The organism is Streptomyces sp. CY-1 (genome assembly GCF_047218265.1).
Taxonomy (GTDB): domain Bacteria; phylum Actinomycetota; class Actinomycetes; order Streptomycetales; family Streptomycetaceae; genus Streptomyces; species Streptomyces niphimycinicus.
Window position 1 is genome coordinate 9,391,379 of the sequence record NZ_CP178393.1, and the last position, 19,210, is coordinate 9,410,588.

Here is a 19,210-nt window from a genome sequence, read left to right on the forward strand (position 1 = left end):
CGGGTCGGCTCCGTTCACCTCACCGAGTGCACTTCGCCGCCGTTCCCTCCAACGGGTGTACAGGCGGCCTCGACGGTGCCCCGTCTGGCCTAGTGTGCGTCGCTGCCGAGAGCGTGACGCGGGCTTCCCGCCGGTGTCGCGAAGTGACTTGAGAAAGGCCCCGGTATGCGTCAGGACGAGGCCGAACCGATCGCGGTGGTGGGGGCGGCCTGCCGGCTTCCCGGTGGCATCCGGGACCTGGACGGGCTCTGGGAGGCCCTGGAGCAGGGCAGGGACCTGGTGGGGGAGGTGCCCGCGGACCGGTTCGACGCCCGCCTGTTCACCGATCCCGCCGCACCGCGCCGGGGCAAGTCGTACACCGCGGCCGGGGGTTTCCTCGACGACGTGGCCGGGTTCGACGCCGCGTACTTCGGGATCTCCCCCAAGGAAGCGGCCCACATGGACCCCCAGCACCGGCTGCTGCTGGAACTGACCGCCGAGGCGCTGGACGACGCCGCCGTGGACCCGGCCACGCTGGCCGGTTCGGACACCGCGGTCTTCGTCGGCATCTCCGACGCCTCCTACGGCGCGCTCCAGATGTCCGCGCTGCGCACCGTGGGCGCCTACACCATGTCGGGCGCCGCCTCGTCGATCGCCGCCAACCGGGTCTCGCACGCCTTCGATCTGCGCGGCCCCAGCATGGCGATCGACACCGCGTGCTCCTCCTCCCTCGTGGCCCTCGACCGCGCCTGCCGCACCCTGTGGGAGGGCGGCGGCCGGGCCGCCGTCTGCGGCGGGGTCAACGTGCTGCTCAGCCCGTTCCACTACGTGGGGTTCTCGCAGGCGTCGATGCTCTCCCAGCGGGGCCGGTGTGCCTCCTTCTCGGCACAGGCGGACGGGTTCGTGCGGGCCGAGGGCGGCGGCGTGGTGCTGCTGAAACGGCTGTCGGACGCGGTGGCCGACGGCGACCGGATCCACGGACTCGTCCTGGGCACCGGCAGCAACAGCGACGGCAGGACCATGGGTCTTGCGCTGCCCAGCCCCGAGGCGCAGGAACGGCTGCTGCGCGAGGTCTACGACCGCGCCGGGGTGCACCCCGACGAGCTGGTGTACTTCGAGGCGCACGGCACCGGCACCCCGGTCGGCGACCCGCTCGAGGCCCTCGCCATCGGCCGGGCCCTCGGCGTACGCCGGATCTCCGGCGCCCTCCCGCTCGGCTCGGTGAAGACCAACCTCGGCCATCTGGAGCCGGCGTCCGGCATGGCCGGTCTGCTCAAGGCCCTCCTGGTACTGCGGCACCGCACCGCACCGGTCTCCCTCCACGCCGAACCGCCGCACCCCGACATCGACTTCGAGGGCCTCGGGCTACGGCTCACCACCCGGCCCACGGCCCTCGCCCCCGCCACCGTCGGCGGGCGCGCCGTCGCCGGGGTCAACTCCTTCGGCTTCGGCGGCGCCAACGCCCACGCCATCGTGGCCGACCCCCCGCCCGCGCCGGACCGCCCGCGACCCCCGCGCTCACCGGTGCCCCTGCTCGTCTCGGCCCGCACCGCCAAGGCACTGTCGGCGGCGGCCGAGGCCACGGCCACCCACCTGGACGAAACGACCCCCGACGACCTCTACGACCTGGCCCACACCTCCTGCCTCCGCCGCGGCCGCCACGAGCACCGCGCCGTCGTCTGGGCCACCACCCCGGCGGAAGCGGCCCACGCACTGCGCACCTTGACGGCACCGGAGCCGGGGCGGCATGGCGCAGACGGCCCTGGTGGGGAGTCGGTTGTGCCCGGTGGTGAGGTGGCCGTGCCCGCTGGAGGGTTGGCCTCGCCGACTGCGGAGCCGTCCGCGCCCACCGGTGAACCGACTCCGCCCGGCGGCAATCCGACCGCCCCCACCCGAGCGCCGGCCGCCCCCGGTGCGGTGAGTGTTGCCGCCGACACTGGGCGCGTCGCCTTCGTGTTCTGTGGGAACGGCTCGCAGTGGGCCGGTATGGGGGCGGATCTCTTCGACGTCGATGGCGTCTTTCGTCGTGCGGTGTGCGAGGCCGACGCCGAGCTCGCGCCGCGTCTGGGCTGGTCGGTGGCCGATCGCCTCAGCGCGCCCGCCGGGGAGGTGGACCTGGCCGCGACGGAGGTGGCCCAGCCTCTGCTGTTCGCCGTGCAGTTGGGCATCGGCGCGGTGCTGCGCGCCCGGGGGATCGAGCCCGCCATGGTCGTCGGCCACAGTGTCGGGGAGGTGGCCGCCGCCCACACTTGCGGAGCGCTGTCCTTACCGGACGCCGCGCGGGTGATCGCCGAGCGTGGCCGGGTGCAGGGGGCCACCGCCGGCAGTGGCCGGATGGCCGCCGTCGGGCTGTCCGTCGACCGGGCCGCGAAGGCCCTCGCCGGGTACGGGGAGACGCTGGAGATCGCCGGTGTCAACAGCGCCGAGGACGTCACGGTGGCCGGTGACGCCGAGGCCCTGGCGCAGCTCGGCGCGGAACTCGCCGCCGAGGGCGTCTTCTTCCGGGATCTGGGCCTCGACTACGCCTTCCACAGCCGCCACATGGATACCGTCGAGGATGAACTCCGCGCCCGCTTGGCCGATGTGACGCCGTCGCCGGTCGGCGTGCCGTTCTACTCGACCGTCACCGGTTTCCGCGCCCGCGGCACCGATCTCGACGCGGCGTACTGGTGGCAGAACGTACGCCGCCTGGTGCTCTTCGCGGACGCGGTGCGGCGCGCCGTCGCGGACGGGGCCGGAATCCTCCTGGAGATCGGGCCCCACCCCGTCCTGCGCGCCTACCTCCGGCGCGTGGCGTCCCGGCGCGCAACCGCCGCCATCGGGACCGGCACCGGGACCGGCACCGGGACCGGCATCGGCACCGGCACCCGCACCGGCCGCACCGTCGTCCTGCCCACCCTGCGCCGCGGGGTGGACGGTCCCGCCGCCCTCGGCGCCGCGGCGGCCGGAGCGCTCGCGGCCGGGGCCTTAGCCGACCTCGCCCGGCACTTCCCGGTGCCGGGCCGGGTCACCCGGCTCCCCGCCTACCCGTGGCAGTACGAGCGCCACTGGTCCGGCACCCCCCGCTCGTGGGCCAACTCCAGCGGGGACGGTGTCATCGTCCACCCCCTGCTCGGCGAACGCATGCCCACCGCCGTCCCCAGTTGGGAGGGCGCGATCGAGCCCGTCCTCGTGCCCTGGCTCGCCGACCACCGGCTCGGCGGATCCGTCGTCATGCCGGCCACCGGATACGTCGAAGCGCTGCTCGCCGCGGGGCGCGCCGTGCACGGGCGGCCGGTCGAGGTGGCACACCTCGACGTCAGCGCCAGCCTCGTGGTGCCCTGGGCGGACGCCTCCGCCGTACGGCTGCGGGTCGGCCTCGACCCCAACACCACGCTCGCCACGGTCACCAGCACCGACGAGCGCGGCCCGGAGCCACGGGCGCACGCGCGGGCCCGGGTGCGCCCGCTGCTGAGCCCGCGGCCCGAGCCGGTGGACCCGGAGCGGCTGCGCGCCCGGTGCGCGACGCGCCTCAGCGGCGAGGAACACTACGCCGCCTGCGCCGAGGTGGGGCTCGGCTACGGGCCCGCGTTCCGGACGCTGGACGAGGTGCGCGTGGGGACCCGGACCTCGGTCGCGACCTACCGGTACGAGACCCCCGGCGGCGCCCCGTACACCGCGCATCCGGCGCTGCTAGACGGAGCCCTCCAGACCGGTGTCGCCCTCCTCCACGACCGGCTGCGGGAGCGGGGCGCCTATCTGCCCGCGTCCATCGGCGCGGTGCGGGTGTGGTCGACGCCGTCGCCCACCGGGATCATGTGGGTCACCGAACGCGACGCCACCCACAGCGAGGTCTGCTGGGACATCACGGTCGCGGACGCCGACGGCACCGTCACGGCACGCCTGGAGGAGTGCAGGCTGCGCCTGTTCCCGATCGCCCGCACCACCCCCGTCACCCTCCACCACACCGTTCCGCGGGCCGCTCCCCGGGCCCACCTCCCGGCCGCGCCCTCACCCCTGCCGCCCCCCGAGGCCATCCTCCGGGACGCCGCCCCGCGCCTGGACGCCGTACGCGAGCGGTGGCGCGCGGCACGCTACGACCTGACCTCGCGTCATGACGAGGAGCTGACCGCGCGCTCGGCCGCCGCCGCGCTGGCCCGGCTGCTGCCCGACCCCGCCACGCCGTTCACCGCCGACGCCCTCGTGGCGGCCGGTATGGAGGAGCGCCACCGCCCCCTGATCGCCCTGCTCGAACCCCTCCTGCTCCGTCACGGCCTGCTCACCGAGACCCCCGGCGGCCGATGCGAGACCCCCGGCGGGCGGTGCGAGACCCCCGGCGGCCGGTGGCTGACGCCCGACGCCCGCCACACCCCGCCGCCGGTGCGCGAGGCCCTCGTCCGGGCCCCCGGGGATGTGCACCGGATCGCCCTGGCGACACATCTGACCCGGCATCTGGCGGACGTCCTCACCGGCCGCGCGAGCGCCCTGGCACTGCTCAGCGCCGAACCGGCCGCCCACCTCCTGGAGCAGTACTACGACACCGCGCCGGTCTCCCGCTTCCACAACCGCCTCGCCCAGGCCCTGCTCCGCGCTCTGCTGGCCCACTGGCCCGCCGACCGCGCGCTGCGCGTCCTGGAGATCGGCGCCGGTACCGGCGGCATGACGGCGGCGCTGCTGCCCCTGCTGCCCGCCGACCGCACCCGCTACCGCTACACCGATGTCTCACCGGCCCACCCGGCCCGCGCCCGCAACCGCTTCGGCGACTACGACTTCGTCGAGTACGGCACCTTCGACCTGGACCGGGACCTGGCCGAACAGGGCTACCACCCACAGGGCTTCGACCTCGTCGTCGCCGCCAACGCCCTGCACACGGCCAAGGACCTGGAGCCCGCCCTGCGCCGCGTGGCCTCGCTCCTCGCCCCCGGCGGACACCTGCTGGCCTTCGAATGCCATGAGCCGGAGATCCTGCTCCCCGTCTTCGGCGCCCTCGACAGCTTCCACCACCGCACCGACACCGGCCTGCGGCCCGGCTCCCCGCTGCCGACCCGCGAGCAGTGGCCCGCGCTCCTGCGCCGATGCGGCTTCACCTCCTGTGCCCGCACCGGCGACACCGAGCCGCCCGGCCGCGACCACGCCTCCGTCTTCCTCGCCGCGGCCGAAGGCGCCCCCGCCCCCGCCGTCGCACCGCCACCCCCCGCCCCGTCCGCCGCGTACATCGTCTGCGGTGACACGGCCGACGACCCGCTGCCCCACGCCGTCACGGAGGCGCTGACCGCCCACGGCGCCGGGCACAGCGTCCTGACCGACGCCCACACCGACGCCGCGGCGTGGACCCGGGCACTGACCGAGGCGGGCACCGGCGAGACGACCGTCGTCCTGATCCTGGGCGGCGCCGAACCCGACGACCCCGAGGAGGCCGTCGCCCGCGCCACCCACGCCGGCCAGACGCTGCGGGCCGTCGCCGAGGCGCACCGGTCCCTCGGTTCACCGGCCGGGGTCCGGCTATGGCTCGTCACCCGGCCGCACGGCGCCGAGGCCACCCCCGGACCGATCACCCACCCCACCGACGCCGCCGCCTGGGGCGTGGCACGCTGCCTGGCCAACGAGGAACCGGACCTGCGCGGGCGCCGCCTGAGCCTGTGCCGGGGCGACGACCCGGCCGCGGACGCCGCCCGGCTGATCCGCGAACTGCTCGAGACCGACACCCCCCAAACCGCTGAGGACGAGGACGAGATCGTGCTCACCGCGCACGACCGCTTCGTCCCGCGCGAGCGCGCCATGCCGCCCGCCGTCCCCCTCGCCGACGGCGCGGCCCCGCCGCCGTTCGCCCTGCGGGTGCGCAGGCCCGGTCTCTCCTACCGCCTCGCCTGGCAGGAGACCGCCCCGCCGGTCGCGGGTCCCGGAGAGGTGGTCGTCGAGGTGCGCGCGGCCGCCCTGAACTACCGGGACATCATGCAGACGGTCGGGCTGCTGCCCACGGAGGCACTGGCGGGCAGCCCACGCGAGGAGAACCTCGGGCTCGAATGCGCGGGCGTGGTCACCGCCCGCGGGCCCGGCGTGGACCGCTTCGCGCCCGGGGACCGGGTCGTCGGACTGCTGACCGGGGGTCTCTCGTCCCACGTGGTCAGCCCGGCCCGCAATCTGTGGCCGATCCCCGCGGGAGTCACCTTCGCGGAGGCCGCGAGCGTGCCCGTAGCCTTGTGCACCGTCCACTACAGCCTGCTGTACACCGCCCGGATGCGGGCGGGGGAGACCGTGCTCGTGCACGGCGCGGCCGGTGGCGTCGGCCTCGCGGCCCTCCACTACGCACGGGCACACGGCGCCACGGTCATCGCCACGGCGGGCAGCGAGCCCAAACGCGACCTGCTGCGCGCACTCGGTGTGGCACACGTCCTCGACTCGCGCTCGCTGGACTTCACCGTCGAGGTCATGGATCTCACCGGCGGCAGGGGAGTGGACATCGTCCTCAACTCCCTCTCCGGACCGGCCCTGGCGCGGGGCCTGGAGGTGCTCCGCCCCGGCGGCCGCTTCATCGAACTCGGCAAGCGCGACTTCTACGAGGACCGGACCCTGCCGCTGCGCCCCTTCGGCTCCCATATCTCCTTCCACGGCGTGGATCTGACCACCGTGCTGCGCGACCCCCGGCTGCTGGGGGACCTCCTGGAGGACGTGGGACGGACCCTGGGGGACGGCCGGGCGCCGGAGAAGGGCCCGGAGTTCCCGCCGCTGCCGCACACCGTCTTCCCCGCCGCCCGCGTGGCGGACGCCTTCCTGCTGATGCGCCACTCACGCCACATCGGCAAGGTCGTCGTCGCGTTCGACCCGCTGGACGAGCCCTGCGCCGTCGAACCCGCCGCCTCGCTCGCCGCTCCGCCCGCGCGTACGACGTCCACGGCACCCCGCCTCGACCCCAACGCCTCCTATCTGGTCACGGGCGGCACCAGTGGCTTCGGCGCGGCCACCGCACAGTGGCTCGCCGGGCTCGGCGCCCGGCATCTCGCCCTGGTGAGCCGCAGCGGGGCCCGCGGTCCGGAGGCCGCCGCCGTAGGCGACGCGCTCGCCCCGGACGGGGTACGGGTCACCGCGTATGCCGCGGACGCCGCCGACGCGGAGGCGATGCGCCGGGTACTGAAGGACATCGAGGAGAGTGGCCATCCGCTGCGCGGTGTGGTCCACGCGGCCATGGCACTGGACGACGCGCCCCTCGCCGAGCTGACCGCCGAGCGGATGAGTGCCGTCCTGCGACCCAAGATCGCCGGAGCCCAGGTCCTGGACACCCTGACCCGCGGGCGTCCGCTGGACTTCTTCCTGTGCTACTCCTCCACGACCGCCATGGTGGGCAACTTCAAGCAGTCGGCCTATACGGCTGGCAACCTCTACCTGGAGGGCCTGGCCCGGCTGCGCCGCAGGCACGGCGAACCGGCGCTCACCCTCGCCTGGGGCGCCATCGACGAGATCGGCTACGCGGCCCGCAACGATCTGCTCGACTCCCTCCACGGCCTGGGCATCGAGCCCCTCGCCCCGCACACCGCCCTCGACCACGGCCGACGGCTGCTCGGCGACGACCGGCCGGACACCCCCGCCGTGGTGGGCGTCTCCCGGACGGACTGGTCGCGCGCCGCCGTTCTGCTGCCCCTGCTGCGCGCCCCGCGCCTCGGCGACCTCGTACCGCCCCAGGTGGGGGACGGGGAGGCCACCCGCGAGGAACTCCTGCGCAGGCTCTCCCTCATGGACGAGGAGACCGCCCTCGCCCACCTCGTGGACCAGCTCACCCGCCTGCTCGCGGAGGTCCTCCAGATGGACCACGAAACACTCGACCCGCACCGGCGCCTGGACTCCTACGGCATGGACTCGCTGATGGCGGCTCAGGTGCTCGTCTCGCTCAACCAGCGCTACGACCTCGACATCCCGCCCATGGAACTGCTGCGCAGCAACGGCACCATCGCCGAGTTCGCCAGGATCGTGCAGCTCCGGCTGGGGTTGCAGGTCACGGCTCCCCCCGGCCCCGCAACGGAATCGCCCGCTGCCACGGCATCCCCCGCGCCGCCCGTCCCACTCCAGGCCGGACCGGACCGCCCGCTCACGGCAGGTGGTGCGCGGTGAGCGAACCACAGCCGCGGAGGGGCCGGTCCGCGCCCACCCCCACGGGCATGCCACGCCAGACACCGGCCGAAGTGGCCGGACGCCTGCTGCGTACCGCGGCCAAGCACACCTACGACCCGGCCCTCGCCATCGACTGGGACGCCCCGCCCGAGCCCGGTCACTGGTATCTCCAGCCGGAGCGGATGTCGCTGTACGCCACCCCCACCTGGCACCGGCTGAGCGAGGAGCGGCGCCTCGCGCTCTCCCGCAGCGAGTGGACCAACATGATCAGCATGGCCACCTGGTTCGAGCTGACCTTGATGCAGATGCTCACCGGCCAGCTCACCGCCCGCGACCCGGCGTCGCCACGCACCCACTACGCGCTGAGCGAGGTGGCCGACGAGACGCGCCACGTCGCCATGTTCGGCCGGGCACTCGGCACCCTCGGCTGCCCGGCCTACCGGCCGCCCGCCCTCGTCCGGCATCTGGGCCGGGCGGTGCTCCCGCAACTACGCGGCGCGAGCCTGTTCGCCGCCGCCCTGCTGATCGAGGAGGTCTACGACCGCTTCCAGCGCGAGGCCATGGGCGACGAGCGGGTGCAGCCCCTCGTACGGCAGGTGTCGCGGCTGCATGTGATGGAGGAGTCACGGCATATCCGCTTCGCCCACTCCGAACTCCTGGACGCCCGGCGCGGCAGATCGGGAGCCGTCCTGGAGTTCCACCGGCAGCTCACCGCCTGGTGCGCGATGCTGGCCATGACCACGTACACCAACGCCCCGATCTACCGCGCCGTGGGCCTCGACCCGCGCCGCGCCGCCCGCGAGGCCCGCGCCAATCCGCACTTCCGGCGGACCATGCGCTGGGCGGGCGAGCGCCTGGTCGCCTTCCTCACCGACGCCGGAATGATCACCACGCTCCAGCGCCCCCTGTGGCGCCGGAGCCTGCTGCTCGGCTGAACCGGCCACCCGGGAGGCGCTGAACACCCCCGGGACGCGCTGAACACCCCCCGGACGCAGGGAACTTCGGGCGCACGGCACTTCAACTGAAGATCGCGATGGCCTCGATGGTCAGCTCACCGGTCCCCGGGTTCCAGTCCCGCACCTTGCCCAGGCAGCGCGCCGGGAACGTGCCCTCGTGGCTGTCGTCGTTGCGCAGCCCGTCCGTGGTGCACAGGACACGGACCTGTGGCCCCTCGGCCGGATCCTCCGGGTCGCCGTACGGGGCGAGGAAGTCGGTGCGCTCGGGGGTCTGCCCGGCCTTGCGGAACCGGCCCCGGATGGAGACGAAGTCCTCGATGTCGCGCAGCCGGACGCTGTCCGCCGCCCCCGGACCGGGGCGGTCGACCGTGTCCAGGGCCCGGGCCAGCGCGTGGTTCCAGGTGATGGTGCCGGTCCTGAGATCGCCGTGGACGATGGCGTCGGTCCGCTCCAGCGTGTCCACGATGAGGCCGATCGCCGTGATGGGCCGGGCGCTCTCAATGTACATGCTGATTTCCTCGCGGCTGACGTTCCTGCCGCCGCTGACGCCCACGCCGAAGAGCCGGGCCCGCAGCGATCCGTCCGTGGTGCGGGTGATCCGCTGCTCGACCTCCCGCTCCAGCGCCTTCTCGTAACGGCCCATCTCGTACAGGTTCATGATGGCCCGGTCATGGAGGTAGAGGCAGATGCCCTCGGTCGGCTTCTCGGGGTTCGGCCTGAGGCGTCTGCGATACCGCCGCACCCGGACCGCCAGCCAGACCACGACGGCGATCAGGCTCACGGCGGTCGCCGTCCACACGAGCATCCAGGGCCACCAGACGCTCCACCACATCCCGTTGTCAACAGCCACGGATCTCCTTGAAGGCGTCGGGAAGGGAATGGGCGCCCGCGTCCACCATGCGCCCGCCGGTCGTCCGCGCCGCCCGGGTCAGCTCCGCGGTGTCCGCCTCGCCGAACCGGAGCGGGAAGGTGGGGACGTCGCGGACCGCCTCCGGCCGCGCCGCGTACCGGCGCTGGAACTCCCCCAGCCTGATGCCGGAGGTGTTCTCGCCATCGGTCATGAGGACGATGGAAATGGGCTGTCCGGGGTGGTCGCGGGTGATGCGGGACGCCTTACGGTAGGCGTGGTCGAGCGCGGACCAGATGGCGGTGGAGTTGTCGAAGTCGTCCGCCGCCACAAAGGACTTCACGGAGTCCAGGGCCCGCCGCCCGTCGACGGTGACATCGCGCTCGGCGAGCACGCTGCCGCCGAAGCGCATGACGGTGATCTTCTCGCCCTGGTAGAAGCGCACGAACTTCCCCGTGGCGGAGGTGTCGGCACCGCTGAGTCCGTTGAAGGTCGAGCGCAGCGAGGCCACCCGGGCGCCCCGCATCGAGGTGGAGAAGTCGAGGAGGAAGATCACGTGGTGGGCGGTGGGCAGCCGGGGATCGCCGTAGTCCTCCACCAGTTGGTCCACCACCGCCCGCTGGTCCGGGAAGTACAGCGCGTTGCCGATGTCCGCCCGCAGCCGGGGGTCCCTGCGCACCTGCGCGCCGAGCGGCCGGCGCAGCGTGTGTTCCATGATCTTCTTCTGTGTCGACGGGCTCTTGAGCCAGTCCGCCACCTTGTCGTACGCCTCGCGCTTGGCCGGGTCGAGGAGGAGCAGCGGGTAGTCGGACAGCACCATGCCGTCCTTCGGGTAGACGATCTCCAGCTTCTGGTGGAGCTTGCCGCCCGCGTTGAGCGAGAGCAGCTCCGATTCATAGGTGATCAGGGCGTCGAGCCGGTCCTGGTGGGCGATGTACCGCTCGCGCAGGTCCGCGCTGCTGTCCGCGGTGAGCTTCTGGCCGGTGCGGAAGCCGCGCAGTCGGTCGCAGGAGATGTCCTTGGCGCGCAGCGCGCTGCCGGTCCCGGCCGCGGCGGTCGCGACGCCGACGAGCGCGGAGAGGCCACTGTTGGTGCGCTTCGGATCGGCCATGCCGAAGCGCACCGAGCCCGCGGCGGCGGCGTCGGCGATGTCCGCCCAGGACACCTGACCGCCCTTGGCCCTGGCCCGCAGGGCCTTCGCCGTCTCCGGCTTCACGCCGACGACCACGGGGGAGAGCATGGTCGTGGTGGCGAGCGGTTTGGCGGTGGACCTGGACTCCTTGAGCCGGAGCTGGAAGTAGCGGTCGGAGGAGAGCCAGGCGAGGTCATGGTGGTACGCACCGGGCGTCAGCCCGTTCCCGGCGTCCACGGTGGACTCGTACTCCATCTCCAGATCCACCCCCGTGTCCCGGCGGAGGTCGTCGAGCAGCGGCTCCATGTCCCTCAGCTCCGAACTCGCCAGCACCCGCAGAGTGGTGGACTTCTGGTCACCGGAGCTACAGGCGGTGGCCGTGCCGAGCAGGGCCAGACAGAGCGCGAGGACGATCCCGCGGCGGGGGGTGCGCGGCCTCATCAGGGCGACTCCGGGGTCTGGTTGGGCGGCGGGCAGTCGCCGACGGAGGTGATCATCCGCTCCAGCAGCGGCAGTCTCGGCAGCGTCGCCTTGGTGTCATCGGCGGCCGAGGCGGGCGCCGGAATGCCGTGGTCTTCCAGGAACCGGTACAGCTCGGTGCTGGTCGCCCTGCCGCTGGAGTCCAGGACGCGGAAGCCCAGTTCCATCGCGCGGCGCTGGAGCTGTTCATCACCGGCGAGCAGTTCCCCGAGCCGGTCGCCCTTGGGGGTCAGCGCGATGTACTCGGGCTCGGTCAGGAATTGGGTCGACGGATAGAGCAGCACCCGCTGCGAATCGGGCTTTCCGGTCTGCTCCCGCTGCCGGAGCTGGTACGCGAAGTACTGGTGCTCATAGACCACCACGATCGGGGCGAGACCCTTTCCCTCGGGCACCTCGTAGGTCTGGAACATCTGCTCCGAGGGCAGCCCCTGGGATACCAGCGTCGGCTTGATCTTCCGGGCCACGCGGTCCGCCGCCGCGTTGTCCGTCGGGACGGTGTTGCCGTTCTCGACGAAGGCGACCAGCCCCAGATACGTACCGGCGTGATTCGCCTCGCAGACGTTCGACGTCTGGGCCAGAATCGTGTTGCCGTTCTCCGTCCGGTGCTTCCTGATGCCGATATCGCTCCATTTCTTCCCGCCCGCGCTCAGCTCGATGAACCGCTTCATATTGAGCGTGTAGTAGAGCGTGCTGCGGCCGTCCTCGCCGACGCCCTGCCGGGGCGTGGCGAGTCCGTTGTCCCGCAGGGTTTCGGCGTATTCGCGGTAGGTGGCGAGGACGATGGGGCTGACGAAGGCGGAGTGCCCCTTCGCGTAAGCGTTCTGCCTCTTGCGGTCGTTCTTGATCAAGTCGGCCGCGGGCTGGCCGGACGGAAAGGCGAAGTCGTATCCGTCGAAGCCGGTGGTGGCGATGTCCCGGGAACCCATGCGGGTGATGTGCACCTTGATGCCGTGCTTCATCAGGATGCGCCGGACCTTCTCGTCCTCGAAGAACTCCGACTTGGAGGCGATCTTGCCTTCGAGTGTGGTGACCCCGTCGAAGGGGAGCAGCAGGTGCCCTCCAGCGGTGAGTGCCAGCAGCCCGGCCACCGGAATGGCGAGCGCGGTCACAAGCGAACGGAGGGTGCGGCCCCGCAGGGGGAGGCGTCGGGAGGGGCCACGGATGGCTAAGCGTGGCTCCTCCGCATGGGGTCTTTCCGCGGTCACCGGCTCCTCCTGCCTGAGAAAGGGGAAAGATCATTTCCCTTGGCCTTGGCGGAGCGGTGAATTCCACAGAGATATGGGCCGAATTCGCTGTGGTGGTCCCCATGTTGAGGGCTGCCCGGCCCTCGCGCCGCACTTCGCACGCTCGGTTAACGCCTCAAAGCGGCGCTTTTCGGCCACCTTTGGTTCGTACCTGGCAGTGATCTCTTCCGGTGGCGAACCTGTGGGCGTAAGAGTGCCCACTGATCCTCCGTCACATCGACCCCGCCATCTTCTTCATATTGCCCACGTCACATTGATCCACCGTCAAGGAAGGATCCGCCTCATGTGGTACCGACGGATCGGACAGACCGCAGCGCACCGCGCCGGAAGGCGCGGCGCCCGCGCCCTCGCGTCCGGCTGTGTCCTGGCCGCCCTCGGGCTGACGGCGGGCCCCGCGCCCGGCGCCCTGGCCGCCCCCGCCCCGGTGCGAGGCGCCGCCACGGCCGCCCCGCTGCCGGGCTCCGCCACGGCCGCGTCCACCGTGCCGGTCTCGGCCGGGACGACGGCCCACACCGTCACCCTGGTCACCGGCGAGCGGGTCACGCTCCGCGCGGACGGGAGCGTCGTCGTGGCGCCGCGGCCGGGTGCCGAAGCGGACTATGTCACCCGGCGGTTGGACAACGATGTCTTCGTCATTCCGCTGACCGCGCTGCCCTACCTGGGCCGCACCCTGGACCCCGCGCTGTTCAACGTCTCCGCCCTCGCCGAGGCCGGTGTCACCACCACCCCGGTGCGGGCCCGGGCCACCGCGGGCGCCACGGCCCCGCCCTCGGGCCCCGCCTTCGGCGCGGCACTGGCCAAGCAGATCGGCGCCGAGGCGGCGAAGGGATCCGTGGGCGAGGGCCCGCTGTTCGGCGGCGTCACCTCCGTCGCACCGGCGGTCGCCACCGTCGGCATACGGGACACCCCGCGCCCGTCCGCGCGGGCGGACCACCCGGTGAAGGTCACCGTGCTCGGTACGGACGGCAAGCCGCTCCCCGGCACCACCTCGTTCGCCCTGGCCAATGCCGACGACGCCGCCCGCTACCAGGAGCCGTTCCTCGATGCCGTGGACGGCGAGGCGCGGGTCGAGGTCCCCGCGGGCCACTACACCGCCATGGTGTCCGCCCCGGCCTTCGACAGCGCCGGTGAGCCCGCCGGTGTGCGCATGGCCACCGCCGAGTTCACCGTCCCCGACGGCGGCGCCGGCACCGAGGCCGTGCTCGACCTGCGCAAGGCGACCGAGCGGGTCACCTTCTCGACCCCGAGGCCCGCGGAGGAACACCAGCTCATCCTCCACTACCTGCGCCAGGACGCGAAGGGCGCGGTGGCGGTGGGCGGCGGCGTCGGCGTCTCCGGCGGCTCGCCCGTCCAGGTGCAGCCCTCAGGCCGCCCCGTCGCCACCGGCGACCTGCGCTTCAACGTGTACACCCACCGTACGGCGCCCGCGGACGCGGCCACGCCCTACTCCTACGACCTCAAGCTGGCCAACCCCGCCGGCACGATCGCCAAGGACCAGCACTACAAGGTCACCGGACGCCAACTGGCCACGGTGCGCAGCAATTACCACAGCGATACGCCGGGCCGGGCCGAAGAGGTGGCGCGGCTGATGTACCTGCCGTACGAGACGAGCGGCGAGGCGCTGTCCGAGCCCTTCAAGGCTCCGGCGCGGCGCACCGAATACGTCGGCGGCTCCGCCGGTGCCTCCTACGCGGACTGGCTCAAGGCCGGGGAGCGGCGCTTCGTGTCCCAGCGGCAGGCCCTCGTGCCCGGCCGGACCACCACCGTCGACTGGCTGCGCGGCCCGCTGGTGCCGGGCTTCACCGAGCCCGCGCGGGGCGCCGCCGCGGACGAGACGTGGTACTGCGCGGCCTGCCGCAAGGGCGACGCCCTCATCTTCTCCCTGGCCTCGGCCACGGTCATGGACTCCGCCGGACACCACGTCCTCGCGGTCCCGTCCGACATCACCTCCTCGCATTTCGCGGTGGTCTCCGGTGACACGACCCTGTACGAGGGCGACGGCGTCCCCGGCGGCATCCTGACCGTGCCGCCCAAGCGGGCCCCGTACACGGTGGTGTACGACCAGACCAGGACGAACGGCGACTTCCGGCAGTCGCTGACCACGCACACCGAGTGGAGCTTCGCCTCGGGGCACTCGGGCGCCCAGACCGTGCCGGACAACTGGACGTGTGTGTCGGAGGCGGGCGAGTACGACGGGCCCGGGGAATGCTCGGCGCTGCCAGTCGTGGTCCCGCACTACCGGCTCGATGCCGGGCTGGACGGCACGAGCCCGGCCGGTGACGGCCATCTCGTCGTCGGCTTCGGGCATGTGCCGGGCGTGGTGGCCCCGCCGGCGGTCACCAAGGCGAGGGTCGAGGTGTCCTTCGACGACGGCGAACGGTGGACCGCGGCGGCCACCACCGCGCTCGGCAAGGGCCGGTTCCGCGCGGATTGGACCACTCCGGACGAGGCGGCGGGCCGGGACGCCTCCCTGCGCGTCACCGGGACCGACGCGGGGGGCAACACGGTGACGCAGACGGTGAAGAGCGCGTTCACGGTGGCCGCGGCCCGCGGTTAGCCCGTGTCCGGCGGGTCGTGACGCCTGCGGCGCGCCGTTCCCCTCCCCGCCCCTTCCCGAAACTGGGGCTTCGCCCCTGACCCCGGCCTAGGGCTTCGCCCCTGCCCCCGGATCGGGGCTTCGCCCCTGCCCCCGGATCGGGGCTTCGCCCCAGGCCCCGGCCCAGGGCTTCGCTCCAGGCCCCGGCCCAGGGCTCCGCCCCAGGCCCCGGATCGGGGCTTCGCCCCAGGCCCCGGCCCAGGGCTCCGCCCCAGGCCCCGGCCCAGGGCTCCGCCCCAGGCCCCGGCCCAGGGCTCCGCCCCTGCCCCCGGCCCAGGGCTCCGCCCCAGGCCCCGGCCCGGGGGTTCTGCCCTCCACCCCGGGCCCGGGCTCCGACCCTCCCTGCCGCAGCCATGCGGCTTCGCCGCGTGGCGGGGCTCCGCACCGGACTTCGGGGTCCAGGGGCGGAGCCCCTGGTAGTGGGAAGGGGCGGGGAGGGGAAAGGTCCACCGGGTGGTCAGTCCGCGTCGTCCTTCGCCCACCGCGAGGTGACCGTGCCGATGGCCGCCGCCGCGTGCCGGATCCCCGTGTCGCTCGCGCGCACCGACCGCGCGAACTCGACATGCAGGAACGGCACGTCGTCGGCGGCGGCCCTGCGCCCCTGGACGTTGTCGCGGCCCTCCAGGGGACAGGCGCGGACCCAGGCACGGCAGACGGAGAAGTGCCGTGCGGTGAGCGCGGCGGCGAGGCGGCGGGCGTCCGCGCGGCCCGCCGAGCCCGTGCCGGTGGAGGCGACGGCGTCCCGGCCCGGCACCGAGTCGTCGGCGAAGCCGTGGACCTGGACGCCGGGCAGACCGCGCCGGGCCAGCTCGTCGCAGACCGCGTCGAAGACGGAGTCCGTGCGGTGGGCGGCGTCGGCCGCGTCGCCGTCCCCGGCTCTGCGGTGGGCGCCCGCGAGCACCAGGACGCCGCCGGGGGAGTCCAGGAGTACGCGGGCGCCGAGCCGTTCGGTGTCCGCGTCGGAGACCGGGTGCGGCACCTGGACCGACCAGCGCGCGGATGCGGACAGATCCACATAGACCCGGCCCCAGCCGCGCGGGGCGGGTCCGTCCTCGGTGCGGTCGGACAGTTCGGCGTAGCGGCGGCCGGTGCCGCTGTCGGTGAGGGTACGGAGCCGGAATCCGGCGTCGGACAGCCGTGGGCGGGCGCGGTCCGGGTGGCCGTCGAGGATCAGGCCCACCGCGTCGGCGACGGCCCGGCGTTCGGCGCGGCGCGGCTCCCGGTAGCCGGAGTCGGGGCCGAACCCGGCGGTGAAGTCGGTGATCCTGCGCTCCAGCGCGACCTCGGGGGCATCCGCACCGTCCGAGGCGGCGCCACCACCCGACCGCCCGATCGTATACGCGCTCAACCCCGCCAGAAGCAGACCGAACGCGACCGTGACAGCCGCCGCGATGATCGACTTCGCTCGTATCTCCGCCATGACCGTCTCATCGTAACGACCCCTCTTACGGGGGCATATCGGGAGGATGCTGGCGAAGAGTGACGTCCAGATGAACGCCCGGCAAAGGGCGGAAGACCGTCGTTTGCCCGGCCTTGGTCAATGACAAACACGTTTTCTCGTTTTTTCTTTAGGATGTGCAACCCTTTGATCCGTCTGGCTGTCTGACGGTCCGGATCGCACTCGAGTGCGCTCTGTGTGGTGTGAGTTGCATGAGAGGAGCCCATCCGTGGCCGCTTCGCGTTCGAAGCGGCGGCACAAGGTCCGCCGAAGGGCCGACATGTCGCTTCTGGGAGGTATCCGGCCCCCCATAGCGGTGCTGTCGGTTCTGCTCCTCTCCCTCGCGGGAATCACCGCCCTCACCCTGGGCAAACCGGACAACGCCCTGGTCCCCAAGGCGGTCCTGACCTCACAGCAGTACGTCGCCGAAGACGGCGCCATCGCGCTGCGGGCATCACTGGACGAGTCCGTCACCGATCTCACCAGCACCGCGACCCTCTTCAACGAGGGCCGGCCGGTCTCCGCCGACACCGTCCTGGACAAGGTCGGCAACGTCTACCAGAAGTGGCGCGGCACCGCCGTCATCGAGATCAAATCGGGCAAGATGCTCGCCGCCCGCGGCGAGAACGTCCCGCTGACCGCGATCGATCTCACCAAGCTCTCCCGCAGCGACGGGCTGGACCCGCGCATGGTGCGCCTGGAGAACGGCCAGACCCGGCTGATCATCGTCGCCCTGCTGTCCTGGAAGGGCCAGCCGCAGCAACTGCTGGTCGCCTCCAGCACCCTCAGCTTCCCCGGTGTCGACCTCGGCCCCGGCCGCGCCATCGGCGTCGTCGACTCCACCGGCCATCTGCTCTCCAGCCATGGCGCCCTGGACAGCGAGCGGGCGCGGAAGCAGCTCACCTCGTTCGCCAAGACCGCCGCGCGCAAGGGCCGGCAGCACCCCGTCAAGGCCAAGGAGCCCGGCGCGGGCGGCTACACCGGCGTCAGCGGCCATCTCACCGGTGGCGCCGCCAAGGAGGTCCGTACCGTCGGCGGCTATGCCACGCTCGCCGCCCCCCAGGCGGGTGGCGCCACCACCGCCAGCAGCCTCGGCCTGACCGTCGTCACCGAGGTCGACGTCTCCGCCAAGGTCTCCCAGATCACCCGCCCCGCCTTCGGCGTGGCCGCCGCCGGTGCCCTGCTGGTCATCGGCGGGCTCGCGGTGATCGTGCTGCTGGGCACCGTGCAGCGCCCGCTGATCCGGCTGTTCCTGGAGAGCCGCCGCCTCACCCGCGGCGATCTGGCCCGCCCGGTGAGCGTGCCGAGGGCCGGGGAGGCCGCCCGGGTGGGCGCCGCCCTGGAGCGGCTGCGCCGGCAACTCCAGGGCGAGCCCGCGGACGTCGAGGGCCCGGCCGTGCGCAAGGGCCTGGGCGCCCGCGCCCTGCTCGCCGTCTGCGCCGTCCTGCTGCTTCTCTGGTCGGTCCCGCTGATGCTGCTGCTCAACCGCGCCGACTCCGCCGTCAAGGTGCCGGTCCAGATCGTCCACGACCAGAACTCCCGCACCATCACCCTCAGCGACCGGGTCCGCCGCGCGCTCAACGAGGGCCACGCGGATCTGTCCGCGGTCGCGGCCCTGATCGGGGACCGCACCACGCCCGAGGACATGAAGGAGGTGCTGGAGCGCACCATGCAGGACCACGACCGCTATGAGTCGGTGTACGTCCTCGGCGCCGACGGCGAGATCCTCGCGCGGGCCGGTCGCTCCCCGCACCACGCGGACGGCAAGGGCCCCTCGAAGCAGGCCCTCGAGGTGACCGGCGAGGGCGGCAAGAAGCCCGTCGTCACCGCCACCGCCAAGGCACCCGGCCGGGGCGGCGCCGCCGTCGTCGGCGAGTTCCGCATCGAGTTCGTCAACGCGCTGCTGGGCCGCCAGGGCATGGGCGAGGTCCGTGTCGTGGACGCCAAGGGCCGGGTCATCGGCGGCGACTCCGGCTATATCGCCTTCGAGAAGGCGCCCTCGCATCTGAACTCGCTGCTCGCCACCAAGCAGGCGCACGCCACCGTCCAGCGCGGTGGCACGGTGCGGGTCGCGGCCGTCGCGCCGTTCAGCGGCGGCGGCGCGGCCAAGTCGCTCCAGTGGTCCCTGGCGAGCTGGCAGCCCGCCTCCAGCCTGGCGATCCCCGAGTACAGCCTCCAGAACCGGACCGTACTGGCCGGGCTGCTGGGGCTGACCGCCGCGGCCGCCTGCCTGGGCTGGCTGCACATCGTCGTCGTACGGCCGCTGCGCGCCCTGGCCGGGCTGGCCGAGGCGCTGGCCGCGGGCGACCGCAAGACCGTGCTGTTCCCGCGCCACCACGACGAGGTCGGCGCCGTCGTCCGCAGCCTGGAGCTGATCCGGCAGCAGCTCCAGGAGCAGCCCCGCAAACGGGACGGCGGCAGCCGGACCCCCGCCGGAGTCGGAAGGAACTGAGGCT

8 protein-coding genes are annotated in these 19,210 nt (G+C 73.2%); 4 read left to right on the top strand and 4 right to left on the bottom strand.

Going from position 1 to position 19,210, the window contains the following annotated elements; all coding sequences use genetic code 11:
• Positions 1-165 precede the first annotated feature (165 nt).
• Positions 166-8,061, top strand: coding sequence for an SDR family NAD(P)-dependent oxidoreductase (locus tag ACK1X7_RS40415; protein WP_413116436.1), 7,896 nt, complete (start codon positions 166-168; stop codon positions 8,059-8,061).
• A gap of 47 nt (positions 8,062-8,108) precedes the next feature.
• Positions 8,109-8,996, top strand: a complete 888-nt coding sequence (locus ACK1X7_RS40420; protein ID WP_413116437.1) for an AurF N-oxygenase family protein — start codon at positions 8,109-8,111, stop codon at positions 8,994-8,996.
• An 82-nt stretch (positions 8,997-9,078) separates the two neighbouring features.
• Here ACK1X7_RS40420 and ACK1X7_RS40425 read toward each other — a convergent pair whose 3' ends face one another.
• From ACK1X7_RS40425 to ACK1X7_RS40435, 3 genes are read right to left on the bottom strand one after another with little or no spacing between them, the layout of a single operon-like run.
• Positions 9,079-9,867 carry a hypothetical protein gene (locus ACK1X7_RS40425; RefSeq protein ID WP_385139062.1) on the bottom strand — a complete coding sequence of 263 codons (789 nt, stop codon included), beginning with the start codon at positions 9,865-9,867 and terminating at the stop codon, positions 9,079-9,081.
• Positions 9,857-11,437 (bottom strand): substrate-binding and vWA domain-containing protein, encoded by a 1,581-nt coding sequence (locus tag ACK1X7_RS40430; RefSeq protein ID WP_413116438.1) that lies wholly within the window; start codon positions 11,435-11,437, stop codon positions 9,857-9,859. Before ACK1X7_RS40430 ends, ACK1X7_RS40425 begins: the two co-directional genes overlap by 11 nt.
• A complete protein-coding gene (locus ACK1X7_RS40435; RefSeq protein ID WP_413116439.1) occupies positions 11,437-12,585 on the bottom strand; it encodes a hypothetical protein in 1,149 nt (382 codons plus the stop codon). Before ACK1X7_RS40435 ends, ACK1X7_RS40430 begins: the two co-directional genes overlap by 1 nt.
• Positions 12,586-13,003: 418 nt before the next feature.
• Between ACK1X7_RS40435 and ACK1X7_RS40440 the strand changes: the two genes are divergently transcribed.
• A complete protein-coding gene (locus ACK1X7_RS40440; RefSeq protein WP_413116440.1) occupies positions 13,004-15,277 on the top strand; it encodes a hypothetical protein in 2,274 nt (757 codons plus the stop codon).
• Between the two features lie 496 nt (positions 15,278-15,773).
• On the opposite strand, the gene ACK1X7_RS40445 is transcribed toward ACK1X7_RS40440, so the two are convergent.
• Positions 15,774-16,736 carry a hypothetical protein gene (locus tag ACK1X7_RS40445; RefSeq protein WP_390793423.1) on the bottom strand — a complete coding sequence of 321 codons (963 nt, stop codon included), beginning with the start codon at positions 16,734-16,736 and terminating at the stop codon, positions 15,774-15,776.
• Positions 16,737-17,034: 298 nt separating this feature from the next.
• On the opposite strand from ACK1X7_RS40445, the gene ACK1X7_RS40450 reads away from it, so the two are divergent.
• Complete coding sequence (locus ACK1X7_RS40450) at positions 17,035-19,206, top strand: HAMP domain-containing protein (RefSeq protein ID WP_385152128.1); 2,172 nt, start codon at positions 17,035-17,037, stop codon at positions 19,204-19,206.
• Positions 19,207-19,210 lie beyond the last annotated feature (4 nt).

Coding starts and splice junctions, on each gene's coding strand:
- ACK1X7_RS40420 (WP_413116437.1), top strand. CDS start 8,109: ATGCCACGCCAGACACCGGCCGAAGTGGCCGGACGCCTGCTGCGTACC.
- ACK1X7_RS40430 (WP_413116438.1), bottom strand. CDS start 11,437: ATGAGGCCGCGCACCCCCCGCCGCGGGATCGTCCTCGCGCTCTGTCTG.
- ACK1X7_RS40450 (WP_385152128.1), top strand. CDS start 17,035: ATGTCGCTTCTGGGAGGTATCCGGCCCCCCATAGCGGTGCTGTCGGTT.
- ACK1X7_RS40440 (WP_413116440.1), top strand. CDS start 13,004: ATGTGGTACCGACGGATCGGACAGACCGCAGCGCACCGCGCCGGAAGG.
- ACK1X7_RS40445 (WP_390793423.1), bottom strand. CDS start 16,736: ATGGCGGAGATACGAGCGAAGTCGATCATCGCGGCGGCTGTCACGGTC.
- ACK1X7_RS40415 (WP_413116436.1), top strand. CDS start 166: ATGCGTCAGGACGAGGCCGAACCGATCGCGGTGGTGGGGGCGGCCTGC.